At 61.1% G+C, this 24,819-nt stretch carries 22 protein-coding genes; 13 read left to right on the top strand and 9 right to left on the bottom strand.

Going from position 1 to position 24,819, the window contains the following annotated elements:
* Position 1 precedes the first annotated feature (1 nt).
* Both ACOOHD_RS17635 and ACOOHD_RS17630 read left to right on the top strand, forming a co-directional pair.
* Entirely contained in the window at positions 2–1,423 is a 1,422-nt protein-coding gene (locus ACOOHD_RS17635) for a sensor histidine kinase (RefSeq protein ID WP_420459195.1), read from the top strand.
* Positions 1,424–1,426: 3 nt separating this feature from the next.
* Positions 1,427–1,849 (top strand): response regulator, encoded by a 423-nt coding sequence (locus ACOOHD_RS17630; RefSeq protein WP_420459194.1) that lies wholly within the window; start codon positions 1,427–1,429, stop codon positions 1,847–1,849.
* On the opposite strand, the gene ACOOHD_RS17625 is transcribed toward ACOOHD_RS17630, so the two are convergent.
* The 5 genes from ACOOHD_RS17625 to rnr form a co-directional block, all read right to left on the bottom strand.
* Positions 1,846–2,316: a DinB family protein gene (locus ACOOHD_RS17625; protein WP_420459193.1), complete on the bottom strand. Its 471-nt coding sequence runs from the start codon at positions 2,314–2,316 to the stop codon at positions 1,846–1,848. The two genes, ACOOHD_RS17630 and ACOOHD_RS17625, sit on opposite strands and share 4 nt — an antisense overlap.
* Positions 2,317–3,135 carry a glutamate racemase gene (gene murI, locus ACOOHD_RS17620; protein ID WP_420459192.1) on the bottom strand — a complete coding sequence of 273 codons (819 nt, stop codon included), beginning with the start codon at positions 3,133–3,135 and terminating at the stop codon, positions 2,317–2,319.
* A 2-nt stretch (positions 3,136–3,137) separates the two neighbouring features.
* On the bottom strand, positions 3,138–3,644 hold the full coding sequence (locus ACOOHD_RS17615; protein WP_420459191.1) for an OmpH family outer membrane protein: 507 nt from the start codon (positions 3,642–3,644) through the stop codon (positions 3,138–3,140).
* A 41-nt stretch (positions 3,645–3,685) separates the two neighbouring features.
* Complete coding sequence (locus tag ACOOHD_RS17610) at positions 3,686–4,204, bottom strand: OmpH family outer membrane protein (RefSeq protein ID WP_420459190.1); 519 nt, start codon at positions 4,202–4,204, stop codon at positions 3,686–3,688.
* Between the two features lie 276 nt (positions 4,205–4,480).
* On the bottom strand, positions 4,481–6,712 hold the full coding sequence (gene rnr / locus ACOOHD_RS17605) for a ribonuclease R (protein WP_420459189.1): 2,232 nt from the start codon (positions 6,710–6,712) through the stop codon (positions 4,481–4,483).
* A gap of 326 nt (positions 6,713–7,038) precedes the next feature.
* Here rnr and ACOOHD_RS17600 point away from each other — a divergent pair, with 326 nt between their 5' ends.
* From ACOOHD_RS17600 to ACOOHD_RS17590, 3 genes are all read left to right on the top strand, one after another.
* Positions 7,039–7,818 carry a M48 family metallopeptidase gene (locus tag ACOOHD_RS17600; RefSeq protein ID WP_420459188.1) on the top strand — a complete coding sequence of 260 codons (780 nt, stop codon included), beginning with the start codon at positions 7,039–7,041 and terminating at the stop codon, positions 7,816–7,818.
* Between the two features lie 140 nt (positions 7,819–7,958).
* Entirely contained in the window at positions 7,959–8,753 is a 795-nt protein-coding gene (locus ACOOHD_RS17595; RefSeq protein ID WP_420459187.1) for a class I SAM-dependent methyltransferase, read from the top strand.
* A 31-nt stretch (positions 8,754–8,784) separates the two neighbouring features.
* Entirely contained in the window at positions 8,785–10,050 is a 1,266-nt protein-coding gene (locus ACOOHD_RS17590; protein WP_420459186.1) for an NAD(P)/FAD-dependent oxidoreductase, read from the top strand.
* 195 nt (positions 10,051–10,245) lie between these two features.
* On the opposite strand, the gene ACOOHD_RS17585 is transcribed toward ACOOHD_RS17590, so the two are convergent.
* Complete coding sequence (locus ACOOHD_RS17585; protein WP_420459185.1) at positions 10,246–11,049, bottom strand: TIGR02757 family protein; 804 nt, start codon at positions 11,047–11,049, stop codon at positions 10,246–10,248.
* A gap of 77 nt (positions 11,050–11,126) precedes the next feature.
* Entirely contained in the window at positions 11,127–11,528 is a 402-nt protein-coding gene (locus ACOOHD_RS17580) for a hypothetical protein (RefSeq protein WP_420459184.1), read from the bottom strand.
* 159 nt (positions 11,529–11,687) lie between these two features.
* On the opposite strand from ACOOHD_RS17580, the gene ACOOHD_RS17575 reads away from it, so the two are divergent.
* The 4 genes from ACOOHD_RS17575 to ACOOHD_RS17560 all read left to right on the top strand — a co-directional run bounded on the left by ACOOHD_RS17575 (position 11,688) and on the right by ACOOHD_RS17560 (position 16,901).
* Entirely contained in the window at positions 11,688–14,105 is a 2,418-nt protein-coding gene (locus ACOOHD_RS17575; RefSeq protein WP_420459183.1) for a penicillin acylase family protein, read from the top strand.
* 6 nt (positions 14,106–14,111) lie between these two features.
* A complete protein-coding gene (locus ACOOHD_RS17570) occupies positions 14,112–14,471 on the top strand; it encodes a hypothetical protein (RefSeq protein ID WP_420459182.1) in 360 nt (119 codons plus the stop codon).
* A 158-nt stretch (positions 14,472–14,629) separates the two neighbouring features.
* On the top strand, positions 14,630–16,468 hold the full coding sequence (locus ACOOHD_RS17565) for a peptide MFS transporter (protein ID WP_420459181.1): 1,839 nt from the start codon (positions 14,630–14,632) through the stop codon (positions 16,466–16,468).
* Positions 16,455–16,901, top strand: a complete 447-nt coding sequence (locus tag ACOOHD_RS17560) for a hypothetical protein (RefSeq protein WP_420459180.1) — start codon at positions 16,455–16,457, stop codon at positions 16,899–16,901. Before ACOOHD_RS17565 ends, ACOOHD_RS17560 begins: the two co-directional genes overlap by 14 nt.
* Before the next feature lie 137 nt (positions 16,902–17,038).
* On the opposite strand, the gene ACOOHD_RS17555 is transcribed toward ACOOHD_RS17560, so the two are convergent.
* Positions 17,039–18,121, bottom strand: coding sequence for a mannose-1-phosphate guanylyltransferase (locus ACOOHD_RS17555; RefSeq protein WP_420459179.1), 1,083 nt, complete (start codon positions 18,119–18,121; stop codon positions 17,039–17,041).
* Between the two features lie 99 nt (positions 18,122–18,220).
* Positions 18,221–18,883: a transposase gene (locus tag ACOOHD_RS17550; RefSeq protein ID WP_420459178.1), complete on the bottom strand. Its 663-nt coding sequence runs from the start codon at positions 18,881–18,883 to the stop codon at positions 18,221–18,223.
* A gap of 132 nt (positions 18,884–19,015) precedes the next feature.
* Here ACOOHD_RS17550 and ACOOHD_RS17545 point away from each other — a divergent pair, with 132 nt between their 5' ends.
* From ACOOHD_RS17545 to ACOOHD_RS17530, 4 genes are all read left to right on the top strand, one after another.
* Positions 19,016–19,594, top strand: coding sequence for an RNA polymerase sigma factor (locus tag ACOOHD_RS17545; RefSeq protein ID WP_420459177.1), 579 nt, complete (start codon positions 19,016–19,018; stop codon positions 19,592–19,594).
* Positions 19,584–20,810: a carboxypeptidase regulatory-like domain-containing protein gene (locus ACOOHD_RS17540; RefSeq protein WP_420459176.1), complete on the top strand. Its 1,227-nt coding sequence runs from the start codon at positions 19,584–19,586 to the stop codon at positions 20,808–20,810. Before ACOOHD_RS17545 ends, ACOOHD_RS17540 begins: the two co-directional genes overlap by 11 nt.
* A gap of 15 nt (positions 20,811–20,825) precedes the next feature.
* Complete coding sequence (locus ACOOHD_RS17535) at positions 20,826–23,687, top strand: ATP-dependent Clp protease ATP-binding subunit (RefSeq protein WP_420459175.1); 2,862 nt, start codon at positions 20,826–20,828, stop codon at positions 23,685–23,687.
* Positions 23,688–23,765: 78 nt separating this feature from the next.
* Positions 23,766–24,446 carry a GDSL-type esterase/lipase family protein gene (locus ACOOHD_RS17530; protein ID WP_420459174.1) on the top strand — a complete coding sequence of 227 codons (681 nt, stop codon included), beginning with the start codon at positions 23,766–23,768 and terminating at the stop codon, positions 24,444–24,446.
* Positions 24,447–24,819 lie beyond the last annotated feature (373 nt).

Genomic DNA, 24,819 nt, shown 5'->3' with positions numbered 1-24,819 from the left:
CGTGTCAGCCGCGACCGATGTCATCACCAAGCAGGGCACCCGCCTGTTCCGCACCCTCTACATCGGGCTCATCCTGCTGATGGTGGGGGTGCTCGCTTCCGTGGTCATGGAGGTGGCCACCATCGACGTGCGCCGCAAGCTCGATAACGCCCTCCAGCTCGAGCGCGACCTCGGTCTACTGCTATCCACCCTGCTCGACGCCGAGACCGGCCAGCGCGGCTACCTGCTCACCGAGGAAGATGCCTACCTGGAGCCCTACCGGCTGGCCCTGGATACCGTGGCTCCCATTCTACGGCGCATCGGCAGGGAGGTACGGGAGGACTCCATCCAGCAACTGCGCCTCCAACGGGTTAATGCCCTCACGGCGGCCAAGTTCGCCGAACTATCCCGTACCCTCCAGCTCGATGCGGCCGGTCAGCAGGATAGCCTCACCCTGCTCCTGGAAAGTGACCTAGGGAAATCTCTCATGGATCAGATCCGCTACACCATCGACCAGCTGAGACAGGAGGAGCTCAGTGACGTGCTCATGCGTCAGCGACAGGCCGACCGGCTCAGTACCATCACCACCGTCCTACGCTTCATCGGGGTGCTGGGCCTGGCCCTGGTCTTTCTGTACATCTACACCCAACTGCGTCCGCTCTTCGCCCGTAACCTACAGGCCATCACCGACCGCGACCGCGAGATCGAGGAGCGCAAGCGCATCGAGGAGGTCAATACCGAGCTCATCGCCAGCCTCAACGGCAAGAACGCCGAACTCGACCAGTTCGCCTACATCGCCAGCCATGACCTGCGCGAGCCACTGCGCACGGTGAGTAACTATGTAGAGGTACTTACGGAGGACCACGCCGATCAGCTCGACGCCGAAGGCCTAGAGTACCTCTCGGTCATCCACCGTAGCACCGACCGCATGCGCCTGCTCATTGACTCCCTGCTACAGTACGGCCGCGTCGGACGGGGCGAGCAGCGCAATCCCCGCGTTGACCTCCACCAGGTAGTGCGTGAGGCCTTAGAAAATCTGCATTTCGCCATCGAGCAGTCTGCCGCCACCGTGACCGTAGGGGAGCTCCCCACCCTACCCGGCTACCCCATTGCCCTGAGGCAACTGTTCCAGAACCTACTGGCCAACGCCCTCAAATTCCACGCCCCGGGTACCCCTCCGGTCGTAGACGTTTTTGTAGCCGACACCGCTGACGACGGGCGGGTCACCCTCGCCGTGCGCGACCACGGCATTGGTATGACGGCCGCCGACCAGGAGAGAATCTTCGATCTCTTCACCCGCCTGCACGACGCCCGTACCTACGAGGGGCAGGGCATCGGATTGGCATACTGTCAAAAAATCGTACAATTACACCAGGGGGAGCTCACCGTGCTCAGTCAACCGGACCAGGGCAGTACCTTTAGGGTCACCTTACCCACCGTGTAGTACATGAAAAAGCTAGGGAGAATTCTCCTGATCGATGACTCCGAGGCCGATAATTTTATCCACGCCCGGCGGTTCGGCAAGATGAATATTGCCGAAGAAGTGGTGGTGCGCGCCAACGGCCAGGAGGGACTCGACTACCTCACCACTCCCCTGCCCACGGGCCATTACCCCCGACCCGATCTGCTGTTCCTCGACATTAATATGCCGGTTATGGACGGTTGGAGCTTCCTCGACACCTATCAGCACCTGCCCGACGAGCACCGCGCCCGCGTCACCATCGCCATGCTTACCAGCTCGGTGGGCGATAGCGATCACGCCCGCGCCCACGCCTACGCGGTGCTCGATGGCCACGAGGCCAAGCCGCTCCAGAAGGAAAAGATCCGTGCCGTGTTAAGCGATCATTTTCCTCACCTTATTCACCCCTAGATCAGCCGCCGCAGCACCAGCATGGCCCCTAGATGCAAGGTCTCGTGCATATTATTAAAGGTCAGTGCCTCTTCCACATGATCAAACCCCACCCCGAAACTGGTTGTGTACGGCGTATAGGTCGACCAGTCCAGCCGGGCGTAATCCTCGCGCATCCGTTGACTGCCCGCCAGCAGCTCGGCCTTGATGAGGTCCACTTCCGCCAGGCTCACCGGTGCCTCGGGCCGCGTCCCCTTCTGGTAGCGATCGATGAACGCTTTGCCGCTCGGCGTCCGGTGCCCCCCCAACCCGTATGCTAGCAGTTCAGAGGTGGCGATCACGTGGCCGGCGTTCCAGATCAGGTTGTTGTTCAGTCCCTCCGGCACCCGGTTCAGCTGTTCGAGACTCAGCGGCGTGAGCAGCCCCAGTATATTCTTACGTGCCTGTAGGTGCAGGTCAAAAAGCCGGTCGGTTGCCACGGTATCCATCTATCGCTCGTTTAGCGCAAGGTACGGCACCACCCACCGCCGTCCGGCATTCAGCTCCGGCAGCTGCCACAGCGTACGTTGCAGGGGGGCGGGGCCGCCGGTGCAGTGAAAATCGTACCGGGCCATTCCTGCTGCTCGTTCTTCCACCAGTCCCCGCCGTTCCAGTAGACGTTGCACCTGTCGCGCCGCCGCCCCGGAAGGATCGATCACGTTAACCGCCTCCCCCACCACCCCACGAATGTCCTCTACAATCAGGGGATAGTGCGTACAGCCCAGTACCAGGGTGTCCAGCTCCCCGGCCGGAGCCAGCAATTCCTCCAGGTAGCTACGCACCACTGGTGAGCCCGTACCGTGCGCCTCGATCAGCGGCACCAGCCCCACGCAGGGGTCTTCCCACACCGGCCGGTTGCTCAGGTAACGGGCTTTGAGGTCGAGGTAGCGCGCGCTCCGTAGGGTTACGGCGGTGGCCATCACGCCTACATATCGGCCGCTCGCCGCCGGCTTTACCGCTGGCTCCAGTCCTACGAAGGGCACTTCGGTGTACTCCGTACGCAGCGCATCGATGGCTACGCTGGTCGCCGTATTGCAGGCTACCACGATCAGTCTGCTGCCCGCGGCCAGTAAGAAGTCGGTCACTAGGCGGCTGTAGTCGATCACCTCGGCGTCCGTGCGCGCACCGTAGGGGGCGTGCGCATTATCGGCTACGTACAACATCGACTCCTGAGGCAGTAGCCCACAAATAGCATTGGCGACCGAGAGGCCGCCAATGCCGGAGTCAAACACTCCAATGGATCCGTGATGATCGCCGGAAGGGGTCACGCCTAGAGGCCCAGCTTAGCCTTCACCAGCGCGCTGACGTCCTGCGTCTCCTCGCCGTACAGCAGCACCTGCTGGTCGAAGATGAACTGGTAGCCATTTTCCTTCGCTACGTCCTCGATGGCCTGATTGATCTCGGTGTAGATCGGCTCGAGGAGTTCGGCGCGCTTCTTCTGAAGATCGGCCATCATGGTCTGCTCGAAGGTGCCGATCTCCTCCTCCCGAACCTGGAGCTTGGCGGCGGCTTCCTGCTGCTGCTTAGGGCTCATGGTACCTTCCTGAGCCTGGGCCTGGAGGGCCTGGTAGTCAGTTTGGAAGCTCTGCACCATGGCTTGCCCCTTTTTCTGGAGCTGTTTCTGCAGTCCCTCAAGGTTGGACTCGGCGGCCTTCATGGCGGGCAGTTCGGCCAGGATCTCGGCACTGTTGACGAAGCCGAACTTCTGTGCGGTTGCGGTAGCCGTCGCTGCAATCAAGAGAAGAGCAACAAAGGCTAGTTGAAAAAACTGTTTCATGATAAGGATTGATTCAATTTGGGAATGGGGGTTAGTCGAGACTAATTCTTCAGACTACGCAAAATCTCGTCTGTCTTATCGTACTGATCGGTGGAGAAGATGATGCCTGCGCTACCCGCCCGGTCGAACACGAAGTCGTAGCCGTTCTGATTGGCGTAGGCCTCGACGGCTTCGTAGATCGCATCCTGGATGGGCTTGACGAGCTCCTGCCGGCGCTGGAAAAGGGCTCCCTCGGGGCCGAAGCGCTCGCGCTGCATCTCGCGTACCGTGGTCTCGCGGTCGATGATAGCCTGCTCGGAGGCCTGCCGCTGATCGTCGCTCATCAGTACCTGCTCGGCCTGGTGCTTATTGTACATACCTTTGATGGCGTCGTACTCCTGGTTGATCTCCTGCTGCCAGGTAGCGGCGAGCTGGTCCAGTTGCTCCTGTGCCTCCTGGTATTCGGTGATGCTACTCAGGATGCGCTCCATGTCGATGGAGGCAATTTTCTGAGCGGTAAGCTGGGCGCCGAAGCCGGCCAGGGCTAAAACAGCGATCAGCAAATAGGTACGCAGGCGCATGGCACTTGATTTTGGGTCACAAAAGTACAGAGGGCCGGGCCACTCTGCTGTACTATAGACGCATAAGCGTTCGTGAAGTTACTCCGTTGAGGAAGGTTTAACCGTTTAATGTTTCGGATAACTGACTCGTTACCAGCACCTTATAGCTTTGCACCTGCGGCCCCGCCCCTCTGCTTTTAACGGGATATTAACGGGTGGTTGCTGGTTCGTGGCTTCTAGCCGCGCTACCTATGAGCTTAATGCGGTCTACAGCCCGGTAAAGATGCCGGGAGCCGATTACGACTTGCGCCGCCGCGACCGCGTCTTCTTCTCCACCCCGTGCACCTGCAGTACCTCGACCAGCGACATATCGATGCGGCGGCGGTCCAGGTCAACGTCCTCTATTTTCACACGGACCAGGTCGCCCATCTTAAGTTTCTTGCCCGACCGCTTGCCGGTGATGTAGAGCTTGCCGGCGCTGAGGTCGTAGGCTTCGTCCATTTTATCGTAGGGGATCATGCCCTCCACGAAGTTCTCGACCACCTCGACGAAGACGCCGAAGTCGGCTAGGCCATTGATCACGCCGGTGAACTCATCGCCCACGTGGTCGAGCATGTACTCGGTCTGCTTGTACTTGATACTTTCGCGTTCGGCCGTGGTGGCCTTGCGCTCCTGACTGCTGATGTGCTTGCACTCCTCCTCGAGCTTTTCGCCGTTGGCTTTGTAGAGGCTGCCCTTTTCGAGGTTGGCGGCCAGCAGACGGTGTACGAGCACGTCGGCGTAGCGGCGGATGGGGCTGGTGAAGTGACTGTAGTTCTCGAAGCCCAGTCCATAGTGCCCAATGTTTTGAGTGGTGTACACGGCCTTGGCCATGGTACGAATGGCGATGGGCGAGAGCATTTTCACCATGGGATCCTCGTCGGCCTTGCTGAGCAGGGCGTTGTAACTCTTGGTAACGGACTTGGGGGAGGTGAGGTCCATCTCGTACCCCAGGGCCTGGGCAAATTTAGCTAGCTCGGCCACCTTGTCCATATCCGGCTCGTCGTGCACGCGGTACACGAAGGGGATGTTGGTCTTGAGGCGCTCCTCCTTCTTCTTGATGAAGCCGGCCACCTCGCGGTTGGCCAGCAGCATGAAGTCCTCGATGAGCATGTTGGTGTCGATGCGCTCCTTGACGTACACGCTGATCGGCTTACCGTCGTCGTCGAGCTTGAAACGGACCTCATTGGTATTGAAGTCGATCGACCCCTCCTTGAAGCGGCGCTTGCGCAGCTTATCGGCGATGCGGTCCATCAGGTCGAGCTCGTCGACGAAATCGCCCTGACCGGTATCGAGTACCTCCTGGGCCTCCTCGTAGGTGAAGCGGCGGTTGGAGTGGATGACCGTACGGCCGAACCACCGGTCCGTCACCTTAAAGCTCTTGGGGTGAAACTTAAAGATGGCGCTGAAGGTCAGCTTATCCTCGTGCGGCCGTAGGCTACAGAGCTCGTTGCTGATGCGCTCGGGCAGCATGGGGCAGACGCGATCCACCAGGTACACGCTCGTGGTGCGGTCGGCGGCCTCCTTGTCCAGGGCGCTGCCGGGCTTGACGTAGTGGCTCACGTCGGCGATGTGCACGCCGATCTCGATCTGCCCGTCCTCCAGGTGCTGGATGCTCAGGGCATCGTCGAAGTCCCGGGCCGTCAGCGGGTCGATCGTAAAGGTGGTCACCTCCCGCATATCGCGGCGGATGTTGATTTCCTGCGGCGTGATCTCACCGGGCAGGGCCTCGCTCTCGGCCAGCACCTCCTCGGGGAAGGTGATCTGGAAGCCGTTATTAATCAGGATGGCCTGCATCTCGATGTCGCTCGAGCCGGGCGCGCCGAGTACGGCGGTGACCTGCCCGCTGATTTGCTTATAGCGGTTGAGCTCCCAGTCGGTGATTTGGACCACGACCTTTTCGCTGTCCTTGGCACCGAGCAGTTCGGAGCGGTGTACGGCTACGCTGATGACCTTGCCGCCGGGGCCGTCTACGAGCACCTCGGCGTACTTATCGTGCACTTTGAGGGTGCCGACGAAGTGGGTCACGCTGCGTTCCAGCACCTCGACCACCTCGCCCTCGGGCTTGCGGCGGCCGCCGGGGGTCCAGTAGCGGACCTTTACCTTGTCGCCGTCCTGGGCGTTGCCCATGCGGTTCTGGGGCACGTAGATGTCGTTGGCATCCCCGTCCATGATGACGTAGCCGGCGCCGCTACGGGTCATGTCCACGAGTCCTTCGGCAAAATCGGTGGAGCGCTTGCCGCCGCCACTACGGTCGCGGCCGTTGGAGGCGATTTGGTAGCGGAACTGGTCATTGACCTTGACCTTACCGCTACTGACGAGCTTATCCAGAGCGGCCTGTACGGCGTCCTTGCTATTCTTAACCTGGAGTTTACGCTGGAGTTGTTTGGGGTTGAGTTGCTTGCGGGCATTAGCCTTGAACTCCTGATAGATGGCGCGCTCCAACTCGCGGGCCTTGAGCTTACCGCTCTTCGTTACTTTCTTAGGCATGTAGGGAAAAAAACTGCAGCCGCCCCCATTGAGCGACCGGTGCGCAGGTCGTGGCGCAGCGTATGTGGGGTTTCTATTCCGCTTGAGAACGAAGGACTTAGGGGAAAAGTTTTGGGGCGGGGACGCGGGTGCGGGGTGGGTAGTGGGGCTAGCTAGTTTGCTGGTGGGGGGTTGGGGTGCTTCTATCCCCGAATTTCATTCGGGGGCAAGGGCGGGGAACTGCTACGCAGTTGTGTGGGACCTACCGGCTCCCGGCATCCCTGCCGGGCGGATAGGGTCGAACATCCCCCGCCGCGCCGGCGGTTTATGCAGCAAATGCCAGCGACATGCGCCCGACGACCCTTCTATATGCAGTATGCTTTGCATTGATCTCCCTCACCAGCTGCTCCGAAGACGGCGACTTCAACGTCTTCAGCGTGCAGCAGGACCTGGAGCTGGGACAGCAGACTGACGCCGAGATTCGTAGCCAACCCGCTGAATACCCCATCATCGAGCGGGCCGATAATCCAGCGGCCTACGATTATTTGCAGGGTATGGTGGACGACATCGTACGCGAGGGGCAGGTGCCCTACGCCGACGTATTTCCCTACCAGGTGACGCTGATCGACCAGGACGTCGAAAATGCCTTTGCCACACCGGGGGGCTTCCTGTACGTCTACACCGGACTGATCCAGACGCTCGAAAGCGGCGACCAACTGGCCGGGGTGCTCGGCCACGAGATCGCCCACGCCGCCGAGCGGCACTCTACGGACCAGCTAACGCAGCAGTTCGGCTTCAGTACGCTGGTGAGTGTGCTGACGGGCGGCAATCCCGGACTGCTGAGCGAGGTGGCGAGCAGTCTACTCAGCCTACGCTTTAGTCGGGCGGACGAAATCGAGGCCGATGCCCGCTCCGTCGACTATCTCTGTAACACCCGCTACGCAGCGAACGGGGCGGCGGGCTTCTTCGAGATGATCCAGGACAGTCCGCAGCCACCGGCCTTCCTGAGTTCCCATCCCAATCCGGGCGACCGGGTGAAGGACATCAATGCGCGGGCCAAGGAGAAGAACTGCAGTACGGAGACGGATGATCGGGTCGCTTTTCAGGAGTTTAAGGATAGTCTGTAGGGAGTTTACGAGAGGCCAGGAGCAGAGCGGTCTCGAAGGTCTATCTTCGCCCCACTTAACCAGTATGGCACCCGCGGCCCCGCCAGATATTCAGCGTGGCGGGAGAGGACACCTCGTGGTTTACACCTGTCGAAAAGAGTATGGGACTGAAGGCTTGGGTCAGGCGACAGCTAAGCTACTACCGCTCCGGTCGTCAGTTGCGGCGGGGGTCACATGCACTGCAGACCACCGAGGCAAGCCATCGGGAGCGAGCCAAGCCGGGTAGCCGTGCGGAGATCATCAACTTACTCCTGGGCACCTTTGATCGGCCGGCCACCTACTTGGAAATAGGGGTAAGGAGACCGGAGGACAATTTCACGCGCATCGAGGCAGCTATCAAATACGGGGTGGATCCCGGAGTAGAATACCTGCCTAACCCGGTAGATTTCCCCCTTACTAGCGACGCCTTTTTTACCGCCCTGCGCGCCGGAAAGCTACTGAGTGACGGGCAGCGTTTTGAGGTGGTATTCATCGATGGTCTGCACCTCGCCGAGCAGGTGGATCGTGACATTGGCAACGCCCTAGCCCACCTAGCAGAGGACGGGTTTATCGTACTGCACGACTGCAACCCGCCCACTATATTTCACAATAGGGAGGACTATGATTACCGTCTGACGCCGGCCGAGGGAGCCTGGACGGGCACCACCTGGAAGGCATACGTCAAATGGCGGTCGCGGGGTGATCTTTACAGTTGCTGCGTAGACACAGATTACGGAATAGGAATACTGAGCCGCTCGCTAGATTTTGGTCGGGACCGGCCCCGGGTATCTAATTCCTTTTACGAGTACCGGGTACTGGAAGCGAATCGACGGGATCAGTTGGGGCTGATATCCCCCAGTGAGTTCGCTACCCTGCTCGGGAGCCACTTCCCCGCTTCAAACTCGGAAATGAGATGATTCGTCACGGACCTCGCCCTATCTTGCCACCATGCAGGTTACTCCGGTTTTAATTGTTGGCGCCGGTCCGGCGGGGGCGGCTACGGCGCTGCGGCTGTCTTACCTGGGGGTGCCGAGTGTGCTGGTGGATAAGGCGGCGTTCCCACGCGACAAGGTATGCGGGGATGCAATCTCCGGCAAGGTCCCTACCCTACTCAATCGGCTGGACCCGGCCATTATGGACCGGTTCCGTAAGCGCTTCTCGCCGGCCGACGTGTGGGGCATCCGCTTCTACCCGCCGAGTAAGAAACTGATCGAGCTGCCCTTTAAGGTGGGCTACGAACGGGTGCCGGACGAGGCGCCAGGCTACGTGAGTAAGCGGATCGACTTCGACGCCTTCCTGATCGAGGAGGTGCGGCGGCGGGCGGATGTCGACCTGCACCTAGCTACCGAGATCGTAGCTACGGAGCGTACCGCTACCGGCTACATAGTACGGGCGAAAGACGGGCGGGAGTGGCACTGTCGGTTGCTGATCGATGCAAGCGGGGCGCAGAGCAAGTTCAGTCGCCACGAGGCGGGGCAGGCCATCGATAAGGACCACTACGCGGCGGCGGTGCGCAGCTACTACCGGGGCGTGACCGGCTTTCACCCGGACAACTTCATCGAGCTGCACTTCCTGAAGCAGTACAATCCGGGCTACTTCTGGATCTTCCCCCTGCCGAACGGGGAGGCCAACGTGGGGCTGGGCATGCGCTCCGATATCGTGACGAAGAAAAAGCTCAACCTACGCAAGGAACTCGACAGGATCGTGGCCTCGGAGGAGTTTCGTGACCGCTTTGCCGGGGCGGAACGGATCGACCCTACGATCGGTTACGGGCTGCCGCTGGGCTCCAAGGACCGCATCCTGAGCGGCGACCACTACCTGCTCACGGGCGATGCCGGTCACCTGATCGACCCGCTGACCGGGGAGGGCATCGGTAATGCAACCTACTCGGGCTTCATCGCTGCGGAGCTGGCCGAGCGGTGCCTGCGGGAAAACCGCTTCGATGCTGAGTTCCTATCAGCATACGACGTACGCATCGAGCGGGTGCTGCGGACCGAGCTGCGCCTGAGCTACCGGCTGCAGCAGATCATGCAGTATCGGTATATCACAAACTTGCTCACGGGCATCGTAGCAGCCAACCCTAAACTCGTGGAATTACTCTGTAAGATGTACACCGACTTCGAGTTGCGCAAGCAATTGGTGCGGCCTACGTTCTGGTGGAAGCTGTTCCGCGCTAAGACGGGGAAATTACCGGCGGCGGTGGCCGAAAAGTGAAGTAAGTGTTAAACCGGAAAAAAACTGAGTCCGGCGGTAACAAAAGCGAATCTCGGGGGGTTATTAGAGCAGTTGATTAAGTTTCATATATACTAGTGAGTGTAAAGTGAGCCTCCGGCCCCTATTCGTGGGTTCGGGGGTTCTTTTTTGGCCTTCGGCCCCCCGAATTGCATTCGGGGTCTACGTGGGGAACTGCTACGCAGTTGTGTTTTCTAGTACTACATTTTCTACTCCGATCCCGAATAGCGCGAAGTCATAGCGTGTAGGATCCCCTGCATCATATTCCTTTAATTTCGTAGTCAGCTCCAGCACAGCCTGCCAGTCACACTGCTTACGAGTCAGGAGGCCCAGGGCGCGGGCGGTGCGCTCTACGTGCACGTCGACGGGGATGCAGAGCTGATCGGGGCGGATGCCGGTCCACTGGCCGAGGTCAACGCCGCGGTCGTCGGAGCGGACCATCCAGCGGAGGAACATGCAGAGGCGCTTGCAGCGCGACTTACGGGCGGGGGTGGCTACGTGCTTGCGGGTACGGTGGGGGGCCTCCGGTAGACTGAAAAACAGCTCGTGGAAACCGCGCAGGGCGGGTTCGATCGTGGCATCCTCGGGAGTGAGGTGCTGGGTGAAGGCCTCCTCCAGGCTTTCGTGCCGCTGGTAGAACCAGTGTAGCCAACGCAGGAAGTAGGCCGTGTCGGTGACAGTGAAGGTGCGATGCTTCCAGTGGCCGAGGGCACGGGTGATGGACTCCGTGCAGTCGCCGCACTCCATGATGAAGTTGTAGGGCTCCCCGCCCATGCCCTCGATCAGCTGCTGCCCCTTGTCGATGATGGTGGCCCGGCGGCCCCAGGCGAGCATGGCCACCCAGAAGGCGACGATCTCGCGGTCGCGGGGATTGGTGAATGCGTGGACCAGTCCGATGGGGTCGTCGGCGACGAAGGCCGGCTGGTTGAAGCGGTCGTGGTAGTGGTCGAGGAGGGTCTGGACGTCGGTGGTGGAAGGCACGGGTGGAATACCGTTTGCTCAGGTGGATAGTTTTCCGTACAGGCGTCCGACGCTTTAAGGCGTCGGACGCCTAGCAGCTACCCGCCCGTCAGCCGCAAATAGTCATCGACCACCTCCAGGGCGGCGGCGCGGGCCTTGTCCTCGCTGAAGGCTACACTCTTCCCCGTCGCTACCGCTTGTCGTAGGGCCGTCACCTGGTCGCGGGCGAGTGACTGCCCGTCAAGCTGGAGTTCGGCGCGGTCCTCTAGCCAGTATTCTACCAGGACAAGCTCGGCGTCGGCACCCAGGTCGTCATGGTGGTAGGCAACGATGCCCTGCTCCGGCGTCACGGCCCGGTAGTCGCGGCTGCGGATGTTCTGGAAGTAGAGGTGGTCGGGAGCGCTAACGTAGTCGCCTCCACGGGCGGCGCGGCGGTCGCGGGTGTTGCCGTCGCAGGCGGTGAGTAGTACGCAGAGTAAGAAAAGGAGCAGAAGGCGCATCGTGAGTAGGAACGGCTGGGGCAGTATAATGTGGGGGGGCGGGGATGGTTCGCTGGGTGGTGTTGGGTGGGTCGCGTACCTTGGGCCTGGCTGTAATTGTGCAGCTCCGCTGCTAAATTTTTAAACCCTCCGCGCCGCCAGGCGCACACTATACACTTCATGCGCTGGACCCCCGCCCTACTCGCCACCCTACTCCTAGTCGCCTGGCTCGTGCTCGGTAGCGCCGCGGGACTAGCCGGCCTCCCCCTACCCGCCCTGGGCAATTTCTTCAATCCCGCCCGCGGCTTCTGGCAGAACACCGGGGAGGGGATGCGCACCGAGCAGCTTAGCTTTCACCTGGATAACCCCGTAGCACGGGGAGAGATTCACTTCGACGAGCGGGGGGTGCCGCACCTCATCGCCGGTAGCCTGGAGAGTGCCTGCTTCCTCCAGGGCTACGCCAACGCCTACGACCGCATGTGGCAGATGGACATCAGCACACGGTCCACGGAGGGGGCGCTGGCGCAGGTGCTGGGCGAGTCGATGGTGGAGCGCGATCTTGGGCAGATACACCGGGGCTTTCGGCAGATGGCCCGACTCGCCGTGGACACGATGCGCGAACACTTCCCGGCGGACTATGCGGCACTGCAGGCCTACTCCGACGGCATCAACGCTTACCTGGATCAGCTCAAACCGGCAGACTATCCCATCGAGTACAAGCTGCTGGGCCATACGCCGCTGCGCTGGTCGCCCTACCGCTCGGCGCTGCTGATGAAGGGGATGTCGGCCGGACTGAGCGGGCGCTACGAGGATGCGGAGGCTACGCGTACCCGGGCGGTGCTACCGGCGGAGCAGTTTCGCGAGCTGTTTCCGGAACGGTTTCCCAGGGATAGTCCGGTGGTGCCGGATGGGCGGGGGGTGACGAGTCAGTTGTCGCTGTTTCCCTCGATTGACCTTGCACCTGCGGCCCCGCCCACCTGGTTGTCTGACGATAGTACTGCGTACACGCTTATTCCCCCTGACCCCGACAACGGGAGTAACAACTGGGCCGTGGCCCCCGCCCGCACGAACACGCGCGCGCCGCTACTGGCCAACGATCCGCACCTGCAGCTGAGTTTTCCAAGCGTGTGGTACGAGGCGCAAATTAGTTTTCCAGGCTGCAATGCGCGGGGGGTGGGGCTGGCCGGGGCGCCGGGGCTAATGATGGGCTTCAATGACTACGTGGCCTGGGGGGAGACCAATGTGGGCCACGACGTGACGGACTGGTACCGCATCGATTGGGTGGATACGGCGCGGACGGCCTACCGGCTCGACGGGCGGGAGGTGGCTACCGTGTTTATCACGGATACGCTGCGGGTGAAGGGGGAGGAGGACCGGATCGTGCGGACGCCCTGGACGTACTTCGGTCCGGTGCCGGAGACGGAGGGCCCCTACGCGGAACTGGCCATGCGGTGGCGGGCGCAGGACGAGCCGGGTAGTGCGGTGCGGCCGCGTACTTCGGTGATGACGTTCTTGAAACTGATGCAGGCGCGGGACTACGGCGACTACGTGGAGGCCCTACGGGGTTACGTGGACCCGGCGCAGAATTTTGCGTTTGCCGCGCGGGATGGGGACGTGGCGATTCGTCCGAATGGCTTTTTTCCCTTGCGGGAGCCTGGGGAGGGCAGGTTTATCCGGGAGGGGGATAGTAGCCGGCACAACTGGCGGGGGGTGATCCCCTTTACGGAGCGGCCGGTACACTACAATCCGGCGCGGGGCTACGTGAGCTCGGCCAATCAGGTGACCACGGGGCCGGGCTATCCCTACTACTACCTCGGCTACTTCGACGAGTACCGTGGCCGCTACATCAACCGGGTACTGGAGCGGGAGCCAACGATGAATCAGCGCAAGATGAAGGAATTGCAACTTGACGACTACTCCCTACAGGCCGAGGAGTTGACTCCACTGCTGCTTGCCCGGCTAGATCGGACGCAGCTGGATGCCGACGGGCGGCGGCTGCTGCGGCTGCTTTCGGAATGGGATTATCGCTACGGGGGAGACAGCCGGGGGGCTACGCTGTTCGACCGCTTTTACCGGCGGCTGTACGCCCTGACCTTCGATGAGTTCGCGCCGGGTAGCGGGATGCTGCGGGTAGAGAACTGGCGGTGGAACGAGCTACTGCGGGAGGAGCCGAACCATGAGATCTTCGACATCGACTCGACGGCCTTCCGGGAAACGGCGGCCACGCTGACCCAGCGCGTATTGGATGAGTTGCTGGACGAGCTCGCCGGGGAGCTGCCACCTACCTGGGCTACGGAGCGGGATGCGCACATCGACCACCTAGGCAAGATCCCGGGCTTCGGCTCGCCGCTGATCACTACGGGCGGGGCACGGTCTACGCCGCGGGTGGTGGACGATAACTTCGGCGGCAGCTGGCGGATGGTCATCGAGCTGGGGGCGGAGCCGCGGGGCTGGGGGGCGCTTCCGGGGGGTGCATCGGGTAATCCGGGCAGCCGCTACTACGACAATGGCTTCGAGGAGTGGGCCGAGGGTCGCTACCACGAACTGACCCGGTGGACCAAACCAGTGGAGCCGATCGGCAGCTGGGTATTTGAATAAGGGCCGATGTACCGACTGATTTTACTGCTGGGGGTGATGGGGGTGTGCGTGCTGTGTCTGGTTACGGGGGCGAGCTGGTACGCTCCGGCGGTGGGGGCCTTGGCGCTGGCGTTTTTGCTACCGGTATGGCGGCGGGGTGGCTTCTGGTTTGCCTTTCTGGGGGCGGCCATGGTGTGGGGGGCGTATGCGGGCTACCTGCACGTCGCCTCGGAGGGGCGGCTGGGGGACCGGCTGGCGGTGACCTTCGGGGTGACGACCGGCTGGGTGCTAGTGGTGGTGACGGCCCTGTGGGGTGGGGTGACGGCGGGGCTGGGGGGCTTGGTGGGGGCGGCTATTCGGGTGGCTATGCGGGGGGGTCGGAAGTAATTTTGTTTCTTGGGGCTCGTCGCTGCGCTTCCGAGGGTTCACCACGGAGGTCACAGAGGACTTCACTGAGGTTTCACGGAGGGCGGTGTGATAAAAGGTAAACAGAGTCGGAGCGGCTAGCGCCGGTCGGTGGCATAAAACATAGGATATACACTCATATGGACGCAACTACAGTAAGGCACCCGGAGGATGGGGGGAGTATTTTTGGGCACCGGCCGGGGCTATTTGTGCTCTTCTTTACGGAGATGTGGGAGCGGTTCAGCTATTATGGGATGCGGGTGTTGTTGGTGGTGTTCCTGGTGGACGTGGCCTTTGGCGACGAGCCGTGGGACCGGGCGGATGCACTGGCGCTTTATGGTATCTATACGGGTCTGGTGTACTTCACGCCTATGATCGGGGGGATCATTGCCGACCGGCTATTGGGGTACCGGAAGGCGGTGGTGCTGGGGGCTTTCATCATGACGTTGGGGCATGCGGCGATGGCGTTTGAGACCTCGGGGCTGTTCTACACGGGCTTGGGTCTGCTGATCGTGGGCAACGGGCTGTTTAAGCCGAACATATCCTCTATTGTCGGACAGCTGTACGAGAGGGATACGGAACGGAAGGACGGTGCCTATACCATTTTTTACATGGGTATCAATGCGGGGGCCTTTCTGGGTATCCTGTTGTGTAGCTACTACGGAGAGAACCCGAATTATGGGTATGGCTACGGCTTCGGGCTGGCGGGCGTGTTCATGTTCATCGGGCTGGTGCAGTTCTGGTACGCGCAGGACATCTTCGGAGACATCGGCCTATCGCCGCGGGAGACTGACGAGCGCAACCGGGCTAAAACGTCCGTGACCGAGGCCGTGGAGCCCGAGGGCTTTACGGTGGATGCTTCCATGCAGACGCTGGATAGTCGGGCGGAGCGGGCGAAAGACTTTACGCCCTCGGTGGGTGGAGATGACGACGGCAAGCGGGCGGTGACCTGGGGGCTCATCGGGCTGGCGATCACCGCGGTGGTCTATTACCTACTGTCGACCTTTACCGAGGCCAAACCCAACGCGCTACAGACCTTTAGCAAGGAGTTTATGCCGCCGATCATTCTGGGCTCGGTGATTGCCTTCGTAGGCTGGATCGTGAGTGATAAATCGCTGAAGAAGGTGGAGCTGGACCGGGTGTGGTCGATCATCGTATTTAGCTTCTTCATCATTTTCTTCTGGTGGGCCTTCGAGCAGGCCGGGGGGTCGATGACCATCTTTGCGCGGGACTACACGGCACGTACCCTGACCGGCGATGGGGCGAGTATCTTCCGGGTGGCGAATACCCTCATCACGGTCATCCCGGTGGTGGTACTCACCTACGTGCTGCTGAAGCTTTTTGGCATCACCTTCCGCACCTATACCCTATCCAATGTGGTACTGGCCCTGGCCTTCGTGATCATCTGGATGCTGATCGGTAATATGCTCTACGAGCAGTTCACGGAGGAAGCCCCGGAGGTACCCGCCGGTTGGTTCCAGATTTTTAATAGCCTGTTTATCATCTGCTTTGCGCCGGCCTTTGCCAGTCTCTGGGAACGCAAGATCTCCTTCCTGCGGCGTGGTCCGGTCAAATTCGCGCTGGGCTTGATGCTGCTCGGGATCGGCTTTGCCATCCTGGCGGTCGGCTCGCTGAGCATCCCCGATGGGGCAAAGACGGCTAGCGTGAGCATGTTCTGGCTCATCGCGGCCTACCTCTTTCACACCCTCGGCGAGCTCTGTATCTCGCCGGTGGGACTGAGCTACGTTTCTAAGTTGGCTCCGGTACGGCTGGTCGGCCTCATGTTCGGTGTATTCTTCGTGGCCAACTTTATCGCCAACTTCGCCGCCGGCCTGACGGGTTCCTATATCGATCCCATCGCCGAGCAGATCGGGCTGAGTGGTTTCTTCGGCATCTTCGCCGCGGTGCCCATCGCGGCGGGGCTAATCTTTGTGGCTATCTCCGGCTGGATGAAAAAGATGATGCATGGCATCGAATAACCGCTGGTTCCAGCAACTGCAGACGGCATTTTACGCGGTGCTCATGGCGCAGCTACTCTTCGCCGTCGTGGTCTGGTTTCTGATCCGGGGCCGGCCGGTGCGCTACTTCATGGATGCGGGAACGGACATCTTCGTGGTGGGTGGTTATGCACTCTGCATGGTGGGCGGTGCCTGGTTCATCGATCAGTTCCGGGCGCGCACGGTGGCGAAGCAGCGGGGCATCCGGGAGCGGGCGGCGAGTAGCTACCGGGCTACGGTGTACATCCGGCTGGCCATCATTACCAGTGCCACCTTTTTACTTACGATGATCGCGCTACTGACCTACAACTTCGAGCCGCTGGGGCTGGTGGTGCTGATGCTGGGAGCGTTTTGGTTTCGGCCTACAGTGGGGCAGTCGGCCTACAGTGGGCAGTTTGCTGAGCGGTATGGGTAGTTCGACTTCACCACAGATTGGGCTAACGCCCTTACGCAGAGGGCTTCACAGAGGTTTCACTGAGTCAGTCACGGTACGCTCTGTGGAACCTTTGTGAAGCCCTCCGTGTGGCCCCTCCAGGGGACTCCGTGGTGAATCTACACGTACCCCTCCCCATGCAACTCCTCCACCCGCGCCCGCAGCGCCTTGATCTCCTGCTCGCGGTTGCGGGGGTAGACGAGAAGCACGTCGCCCTCATCGATGACGAGTAGATCATCGACGCCACCGACCACGACGAGCTTGTCCTTAGGGCCGCGGATGAAGCTGTTGTGGGTGTCTTCCAGCACCACGCGGCCGGTGAGCACGTTGCCATCCTTGTCCTTATTGCTTTCGTGGTACAGCGCGCCCCAGGCCCCGAGGTCCGACCAGCCGAACTGGGCGGGGATGGTGTAGATATTGTCGGCGTTTTCCATGATGGCGTAGTCTACGGAGATGCTGGGCGTCTGGGGGTAGAACTCGTCGATGAAGGCCTGTTCCTGGTCGGTGTTGTAGCGGTCCAGGCCCTGGCTGAGGAGGGCGTAGATTTCGGGGGCGTGCTGCTCGTAGGCGTCAAGGATGGTCCTGGCGCGCCAGATGAATATACCGGCGTTCCAGAGATAGTCGCCGGACTTAAGGAAGCTCTTGGCGGTGGGCAGGTCGGGCTTCTCGGTAAAGCGCTTGACGCGGTAGACGTCGTCGGTGTTCGTCTGCTCGTCGAGGAACTGGATGTAGCCGTAGCCGGTATGGGGGGCGTCGGGGGAGATGCCCAGGGTGAGCAGGGCGTCGTTCTCAGCCGTAAAGCGCAGGGCCTTGTTGATGTTGGCGGTGAAGAGGGTATCGTTGACGATTAGCGCGTCGCTGGGGGCGATCACGAAATTGGCCTCGGGGTCGATGCCGTGGAGCTTAAAGGCGGTGTAGGCGACCGAAGGGGCGGTGTTATTGCGACTGGGCTCGCAGAGGATCTGCTGGTCGGTGACCTCGGGCAGGTGGTCTTTGACGAGCTGGCGGTACCTGCCGTTAGTGACGATGAAGATCTTGTCGGCCGAGGTGAGCTTCAGGAAGCGGTCGAAAGTCATGCGCAGCAGGCTGCGGCCATCGCCGGCGATATCTAGGAATTGCTTGGGTTTATCTTCCCGGCTCGCGGGCCAGAAGCGGGAGCCGACGCCACCGGCCATTATGGCTACGTAGGTATGTTCGTTCATGGTGGTAGTACCGGCTGTCTCCGGAATTGTTTGCCCAGTACAAGGCGGTCTCCCCCGATAGCTATCGGGGCGCCAGCAAAATGCAGCCTCCGGCTGCGCTTAAGCTACCCGAGTAGCTATGAAACTCGCGTACACCTCCTTATTCCACCAATTCCCTCCCCAGTTCAGCGGCTCGTTCGTCAGCCCGGCCTTCACCGGATTATTGAGCACATACCATAGCACCTGCTCAAACGTACCCCGCCGTACTTCCCGACAGTACTCCTTCTCCGCCCACACGCGGCGACCCTTCGTGCCGTGAAGTTTATTCAACTGAGTAGCTGTGTACTTCTTGTGGTCCTCTAGGGTTTGGGGCAGATTCACCTCAGTTTCTTCATCGACCGTTTCCAGCAGAACGTGTACATGATTACTCATGACGCTGATCGCATAGATGCGCAGTCCACGCTGACGGGCTATGTGGTGCCAGGAGGCTGTGACAATGCGCTTGGCGCGCTCATCCGCGAGGTAGGTCGGTCCCCCTACGGGACGGTCAAGGAGATTATCGTACTGGAGATAGTGGTCGATCTCCGTATAAGTAAGCGCACTTCGGTATAGGTCTATCTCGTCACGGTCTCTGCTTTGTCGTGCCTGATCGAGCTGTTGTCTGAGACGTAGCTTTTTGTAGCGTAAGCTGCTGTGTAGTTTTCGGAGGGGTAGGTTCGGGATGCTGCCGTAGAGGCGGTAGGTGAGGTGGATGGGAGTGTGGGTGATATATTGAGTTCTCACTATTTGTGGTTTACTTGATGTAAACATACAAATAGTTTTAAATTTAGCAGTAACAGCCAGCGCAGCCGGAGGCTGCATTTTACTGGCGCTGCCGGAGGCAGCATTGTACTAGGCAGCATTGTACTTTGCGGGATGTCGGATGCCGAACTCATCGACCGCTTCCGCCGCTCCCCTACCCCCCAGGAGCTGCTGCCCCTCTACCAGCGCTACGCCGCACGCATCTACGGCTGGTGCCTGCGCTACCTGGATACGCCACAGCGGGCGGAGGACGCAGGTGCGGAGGTATTCCCGATCCTACTGGCTAAACTGCCGAATTACGAGGTAAGCAATTTCGGCTCCTGGCTCCAGACCCTGGTGCGCAACCACTGCCTGATGCAGCTGCGCCGGGAACAGCGCGACCCGCTGGCGCACACCGGGACCGACGACGGACTTATGCAATTAGCCGAGCTCCAGCATCCAACGGATAAAGCAACCAATGAAGATACCCGCCCACTGCACCGCTGCATGAAGCAACTCGGGGACGCACAACGCCGCTGCATCCACCTATTTTACCTGCGGGAAGGGCACAGCTACCAGAGCATCGCGGCCAACCTAAATCTAAGTGTGGGGCAGGTGCGTTCTCACCTACAGAACGGCCGGCGTAACTTGAAGCGGTGCCTGGAGGCCCAGGCCGCCGACGCCCCCGAAACCGACTCCCCCCGTGTCAACTAAGGACCACCAAAGCGAAAACCTCCTGCGCCGCTGGATCAGCGGGGCGATCACCGCGCCGGAAGAGGCGGAACTGGAGCGGCGTGCGCAAAGTGAACCGGAACTCCGGGAGGCACTCGTCGGGCTACAGACTGCCCCCGAAGCCGATCACCAGGCGCACATTGCCAGGATGATGGCCCGGGTACAACCGGGACTAAAGGCCGTACCGCGCAGGCGGCCCCGCTACACCACTTACGCCATTGCGGCCAGCGTGGCGATGGTACTGGGCCTGTCCGTGTGGCTGCTGCCGCAATATTTCGGAGCGGAGAACGAGGCCGAAATTGCCCTCGAACGACGGGCTCCGGTGCCGGCAGCGCCCCCTTCGCCCCTCCCCACTGACGCTGCACCCGCGGCCCCGCCCCCGGAAGAGGTTGTGGCGGAAGCCGATGTCGCAGCGGCCAAACCGGAAGTAGCAATTAGGGAAGAAATTGAGCCGGCCCCGGCGCCCCAAACCACTGCCGCGCGCGCAGAGGAGGTAGCAGAAGAAGAGGTAAGCGCGGAAACACCTGCGGAGCTAGCTGATGCGACCACCCCCGCCCGTGAAGTTGCACCCCTGGCAGCACCTACCCCGCGGGCGGCTACTGAAACTCGCAGTTTGCCCGCCCCGCCCCCACCGCTGACCGGTGAGGTGACCGACGAGGAGGGTAACCCCATCGTAGGAGCCGAGGTGCTACGGCTAGGCCAGGCCCTGGGTGAACGGACGGACAGCAACGGCGTTTTCCGACTACCGCAGGATCGGACGCTGAACGAGATAACCGTACGCGCCGTCGGCTACGAAGAGGAAACCGTGGACCTTTTCGGGGTGAACGAGCAACTGCAGATCGGGCTGACGCCGCTGGTCTCCCGGGCGCGGGCCGATGCATTTGCGGAAAACGCGGCGCGGGCCGAGATCAATATGGAGCCCCTCATAAAGCAACAAAGCCGGGCGCTACCCGTAGAAGGATACCGCCAACTGCGCGAACGCATCGAGGCCGGTCGACCGGAAGGGGTGCCTGCGGGTAAGGTGCGCGTGAGCTTCCTGGTGCAGCCCGACGGGACGTTGACCGATTTTCGCTTTCGGGGCCAGCCCGATCGGGCCACAATGGACTATGTGGGTACGACGTTGGTCGAATCTTCTGCTTGGGAGGTATCGGATCAATCCGGGCCGGTGCGGGTATACTTTAAATTACGGTTTGACTAAGCGATACGAGCGCATATGACCTACGAGAATTTTACGACCAAGGCCCAGGAGGCCATCATTCAGGCGCAGAAGATCGCCAAGGAAATGGACCAGCAGCAGGTGGATACGCCCCATTTGCTGGCAGGGATTATGACGGTAGACGAGAGCGTGGCCGACTTCATCCTCAAAAAAGTGGGGGTGGGGATCGCCGACGTGCGCCGTGAGCTCAAGCAGGTGCTGAGCGACTACCCCCGCGTGAAGGGCACCTCCAAGCAGTACCTCACCGGCGATGCCAACCGGGCGCTGAGCCGGGCCAAGAAGATGCTCGTCGACTTCGGCGACCAGTACATCTCCATCGAGCTGATGATGCTGGGGATCATTCAGGGGGCAAGTGATAAGGGGGCCCGCATTCTGAAGGAGTTGGGAGCTACCAATGACGGGATCCGCACCGCCATCCAGGAGCTACGCAAGGGCCGTAGCGTGGAGGAACCCTCCGGCGACGACACCTATAACCTGCTGGAGAAGTACACCGTCAATCTGAACGAACGGGCGGAGAACGGGAAGCTCGATCCCATCGTAGGCCGCGACGAAGAGATCCGCCGCCTGCTGCAGATCCTGAGCCGCCGCAAAAAAAATAACCCCCTACTGATCGGCGAGCCCGGCGTGGGCAAGACCGCCATCGTGGAGGGCATCGCCTGGCGCATCGTCAAGGGGGACGTGCCGGAAAGTCTCAAGGAGAAGAAGATCTTCGTACTCGACATCGCCGGTATGCTGGCCGGTGCTAAGTATAAGGGCGACTTTGAGGAGCGCCTAAAGGGGGTGATCAAGGAGGTCACCTCCAGCAACGGTAACTTTATCCTGTTCGTCGACGAGATCCACACGCTCATTGGGGCCGGTGGCGGCAACGGGGCCATGGACGCCGCCAACATCCTCAAACCCGCCCTGGCCCGTGGCGACCTACGCACCATCGGCGCTACCACCCTGGACGAGTACCAGAAGTACTTCGAAAAGGATAAGGCGCTCGTCCGTCGCTTCCAGACCGTGCGCATCGAGGAGCCCAGCGTAGAGGACACCGTAAGTATTCTGCGGGGCCTACAGGAGCGCTACGAGGTGTACCACAAGATCGAGATCCTCGACGAGGCACTGGTGGCCGCCGCCGAGCTCAGCAACCGCTACATCTCCGACCGCTTCCTGCCCGACAAGGCCATCGACCTCATGGACGAGGCCGCCAGCCGCCTGCGCCTGGAGCTCGACAGCGTACCCGAGGAGATCGACGAGGGGGACCGCCGCGTGCGCCAGCTCGAAATCGAGCGCGAGGCCATCAAGCGGGAGGGCAGCGAGCCCAAGCTCAAGATCATCGAGGAGCAGATCGCCAACGCCCGCGAGAAACGCGACAGCCTCCGCGCCCGCTGGCGCAACGAAAAAGAGCTGGTCGACAACAGCCAGAACATCAAAAAAACCATCGAGGAGCTCGAGCACGAGGCCGCCAAGGCCGAGCGTAACAGCGACTTCGAAACCGTCGCCAAGATCCGCTACGGCCAACTGCAGGACCTCAAAAAGCAACTCGCCGCCGCCGATAAGGAACTCGAGAACCTGCCCGACGAGAAGCGCTTCACCAATGAGGAGGTCACCGCTAATGACATCGCCGAGGTCGTAGCCCGCTCGACAGGCATTCCCGTGCAGCGCATGCTGCAGAGCGACCGCGATAAGCTGCTGGTCATGGAGCAGGAGCTGCACAAGCGGCTGATCGGACAGGAGGAGGCCGTGCGTGCCGTCAGCGATGCCGTGCGCCGCAGCCGCGCCGGACTACAGGACGAGAACCGGCCCATCGGTAGCTTTATCTTCCTAGGTCCCACCGGGGTGGGTAAGACCGAGCTGGCCAAGGCCCTGGCCGAGGTGCTCTTTAACGACGAGCGGGCCATCACCCGCATCGATATGAGCGAGTACCAGGAGCGGCATACCGTGAGTAGGCTTGTGGGGGCTCCTCCGGGCTACGTAGGCTACGACGAGGGCGGACAGCTCACCGAGGCCGTGCGGCAGCGCCCCTACTCCATCGTGCTGCTCGACGAGATCGAAAAGGCCCACCCCGACACCTTCAACATCCTCCTCCAGGTGCTCGACGACGGTCGCCTCACCGATAACCGCGGGCGCGTGGCCAACTTCAAAAATACCCTCATCATCATGACCTCCAACATGGGGTCCGACACCATTCTCGAAAACTTCGAGGACCTGGCTAACCTGGACGAGAAACACCGCCAGGACATCATCAATACCACCCGCGAGGAGGTCTTCGAGACCCTGAAGGACAACCTGCGCCCCGAGTTTCTCAACCGCATCGACGAGCGCATCATGTTCCTGCCGCTGGATCGAAAGGAGATCAAGCAGATCGCCCGCCTCCTCCTGCGCCGTACCGAAAAAATGCTCGCCCGCCAGGGCATGGTCATGAAAATCAGCGACCGCGCCCTGGACTGGCTGGCCGAGCGGGGCTACGATCCGCAGTTCGGGGCCCGGCCCATGAAGCGGGTGCTACAGGCGGACCTGAGCGATGAGCTCTCCAAGGACCTGATCAGCGGCAAGTTCCTGGCTGGCGACACCATTTACGTCGACCTGGGGGATGACGCCCTCGCCTTCAGCAAGGAGCCCTTCCCGGTGGCCCCGGCTACGGAGAGCAGTCCGGAGGATACGGCCGAGGCGGAGGCCGTCGCGCGCGAATTGGCGGAGGGGGACGAGGAGGAGACCGGTGGCGGCAAGCGGCGCAGCCGGCGGGGGGGAAAAAAGAAGCCGGCCGCGGAGGAGGGCAACGGTACGGCGGAGTCGCCGGAGGGTAATGTGGCGGAGTTGAAGAAGGCTACGCAGGATTTGCTGGATGCCACCGAGGAGGTGCGGGGGACGGAGTGATGGGGCCGGGGCCGCAGGTGCTGGGCTAGTAGTACGGGCGGTGAACGCTATCTTAGACCCGCTCCCAACCCCACCCTCATGCGCCAGCTGCTCACCCTCCTACTCCTCCTCACCCTAACCACCATCACCGCCCAGGAAGACTTCGCCAACCTCGCCCGCTACCGGGAGGCCAACGCAGCCCTGCCGACCCCTACGGCCACCGAGCAGCGAGTGGTATTCCTGGGCAACTCCATCACGGAAGGCTGGGTGCGGCAGGATTCCGCCTTTTTCGCCGACAACAACTTCGTCGGCCGGGGCATCAGCGGGCAAACCTCCCCCCAACTCCTACTGCGCTTTCGCCAGGATGTCATCGACCTGCAGCCCACCGCCGTTGTCATCCACATCGGCACCAACGACGTGGCCGAGAATACCGGTCCCTACGACCCTGACTTCACCGTCGGCAACATTCGCTCCATGGTGGAGCTGGCCCAGGCCAACGACATCGCGGTCATTTTAGCGGCGGTAGTACCCTCAACGGGCTTTAGGTGGCGGCCCGAGGTGGGTGACCGCTCCGCCATGATCGTCTTGCTCAACCGTCGGTTGGAAGAATTAGCGGCCGAGAAAGGTATTCCCTTTGTCGACTACCACGCTGCTTTGCGTAATGCCGATAATGGTATGGACGCTGAGCTGGCCGCGGATGGCGTGCATCCTACTCAGCAGGGTTTTGAGGTGATGAAGGAGTTAGTCTTGCCGGTGGTGGAGGAGGTGCGGACGCGGTGAGCACTGCACCTGCGGCCCCGCCCGCACCATAAGACTAGTTATAGACGTACCACGGACGTCCTAGCCTGCGTTGACGTATCGAGTGAATGAAGGTGTATGGATTTGTGCCAGCATCTGTGCTCGCTCCGTTGCTTTTGACTTCTCCTTCTGAATGTATGCTACCCCATGACGCTACGCTCGCTCATGGTATGTCTCCTGTCGTTTGGCCCTTATGTGAGTGCGCAAAATGTTGTAGCTTTTCGTAAAAGGCCCGGTCGATAGCCAATAGCTCTCGCAGAAATTTGACTTTTAATAGGTTAATGGTTTGATCGTTACGGTCCAGTAGTAGGTCGATCTGAAAACTGAGTGACTTGTCGGTTTTGCGGTGCGTATA

Origin of the sequence: Neolewinella sp. (assembly GCF_965214665.1) — a bacterium.
Classification (GTDB): Bacteria; Bacteroidota; Bacteroidia; order Chitinophagales; family Saprospiraceae; genus Neolewinella.
Note: the sequence above shows the minus strand (reverse complement) of the source record. Positions and strands in the feature narration are given on the sequence as shown.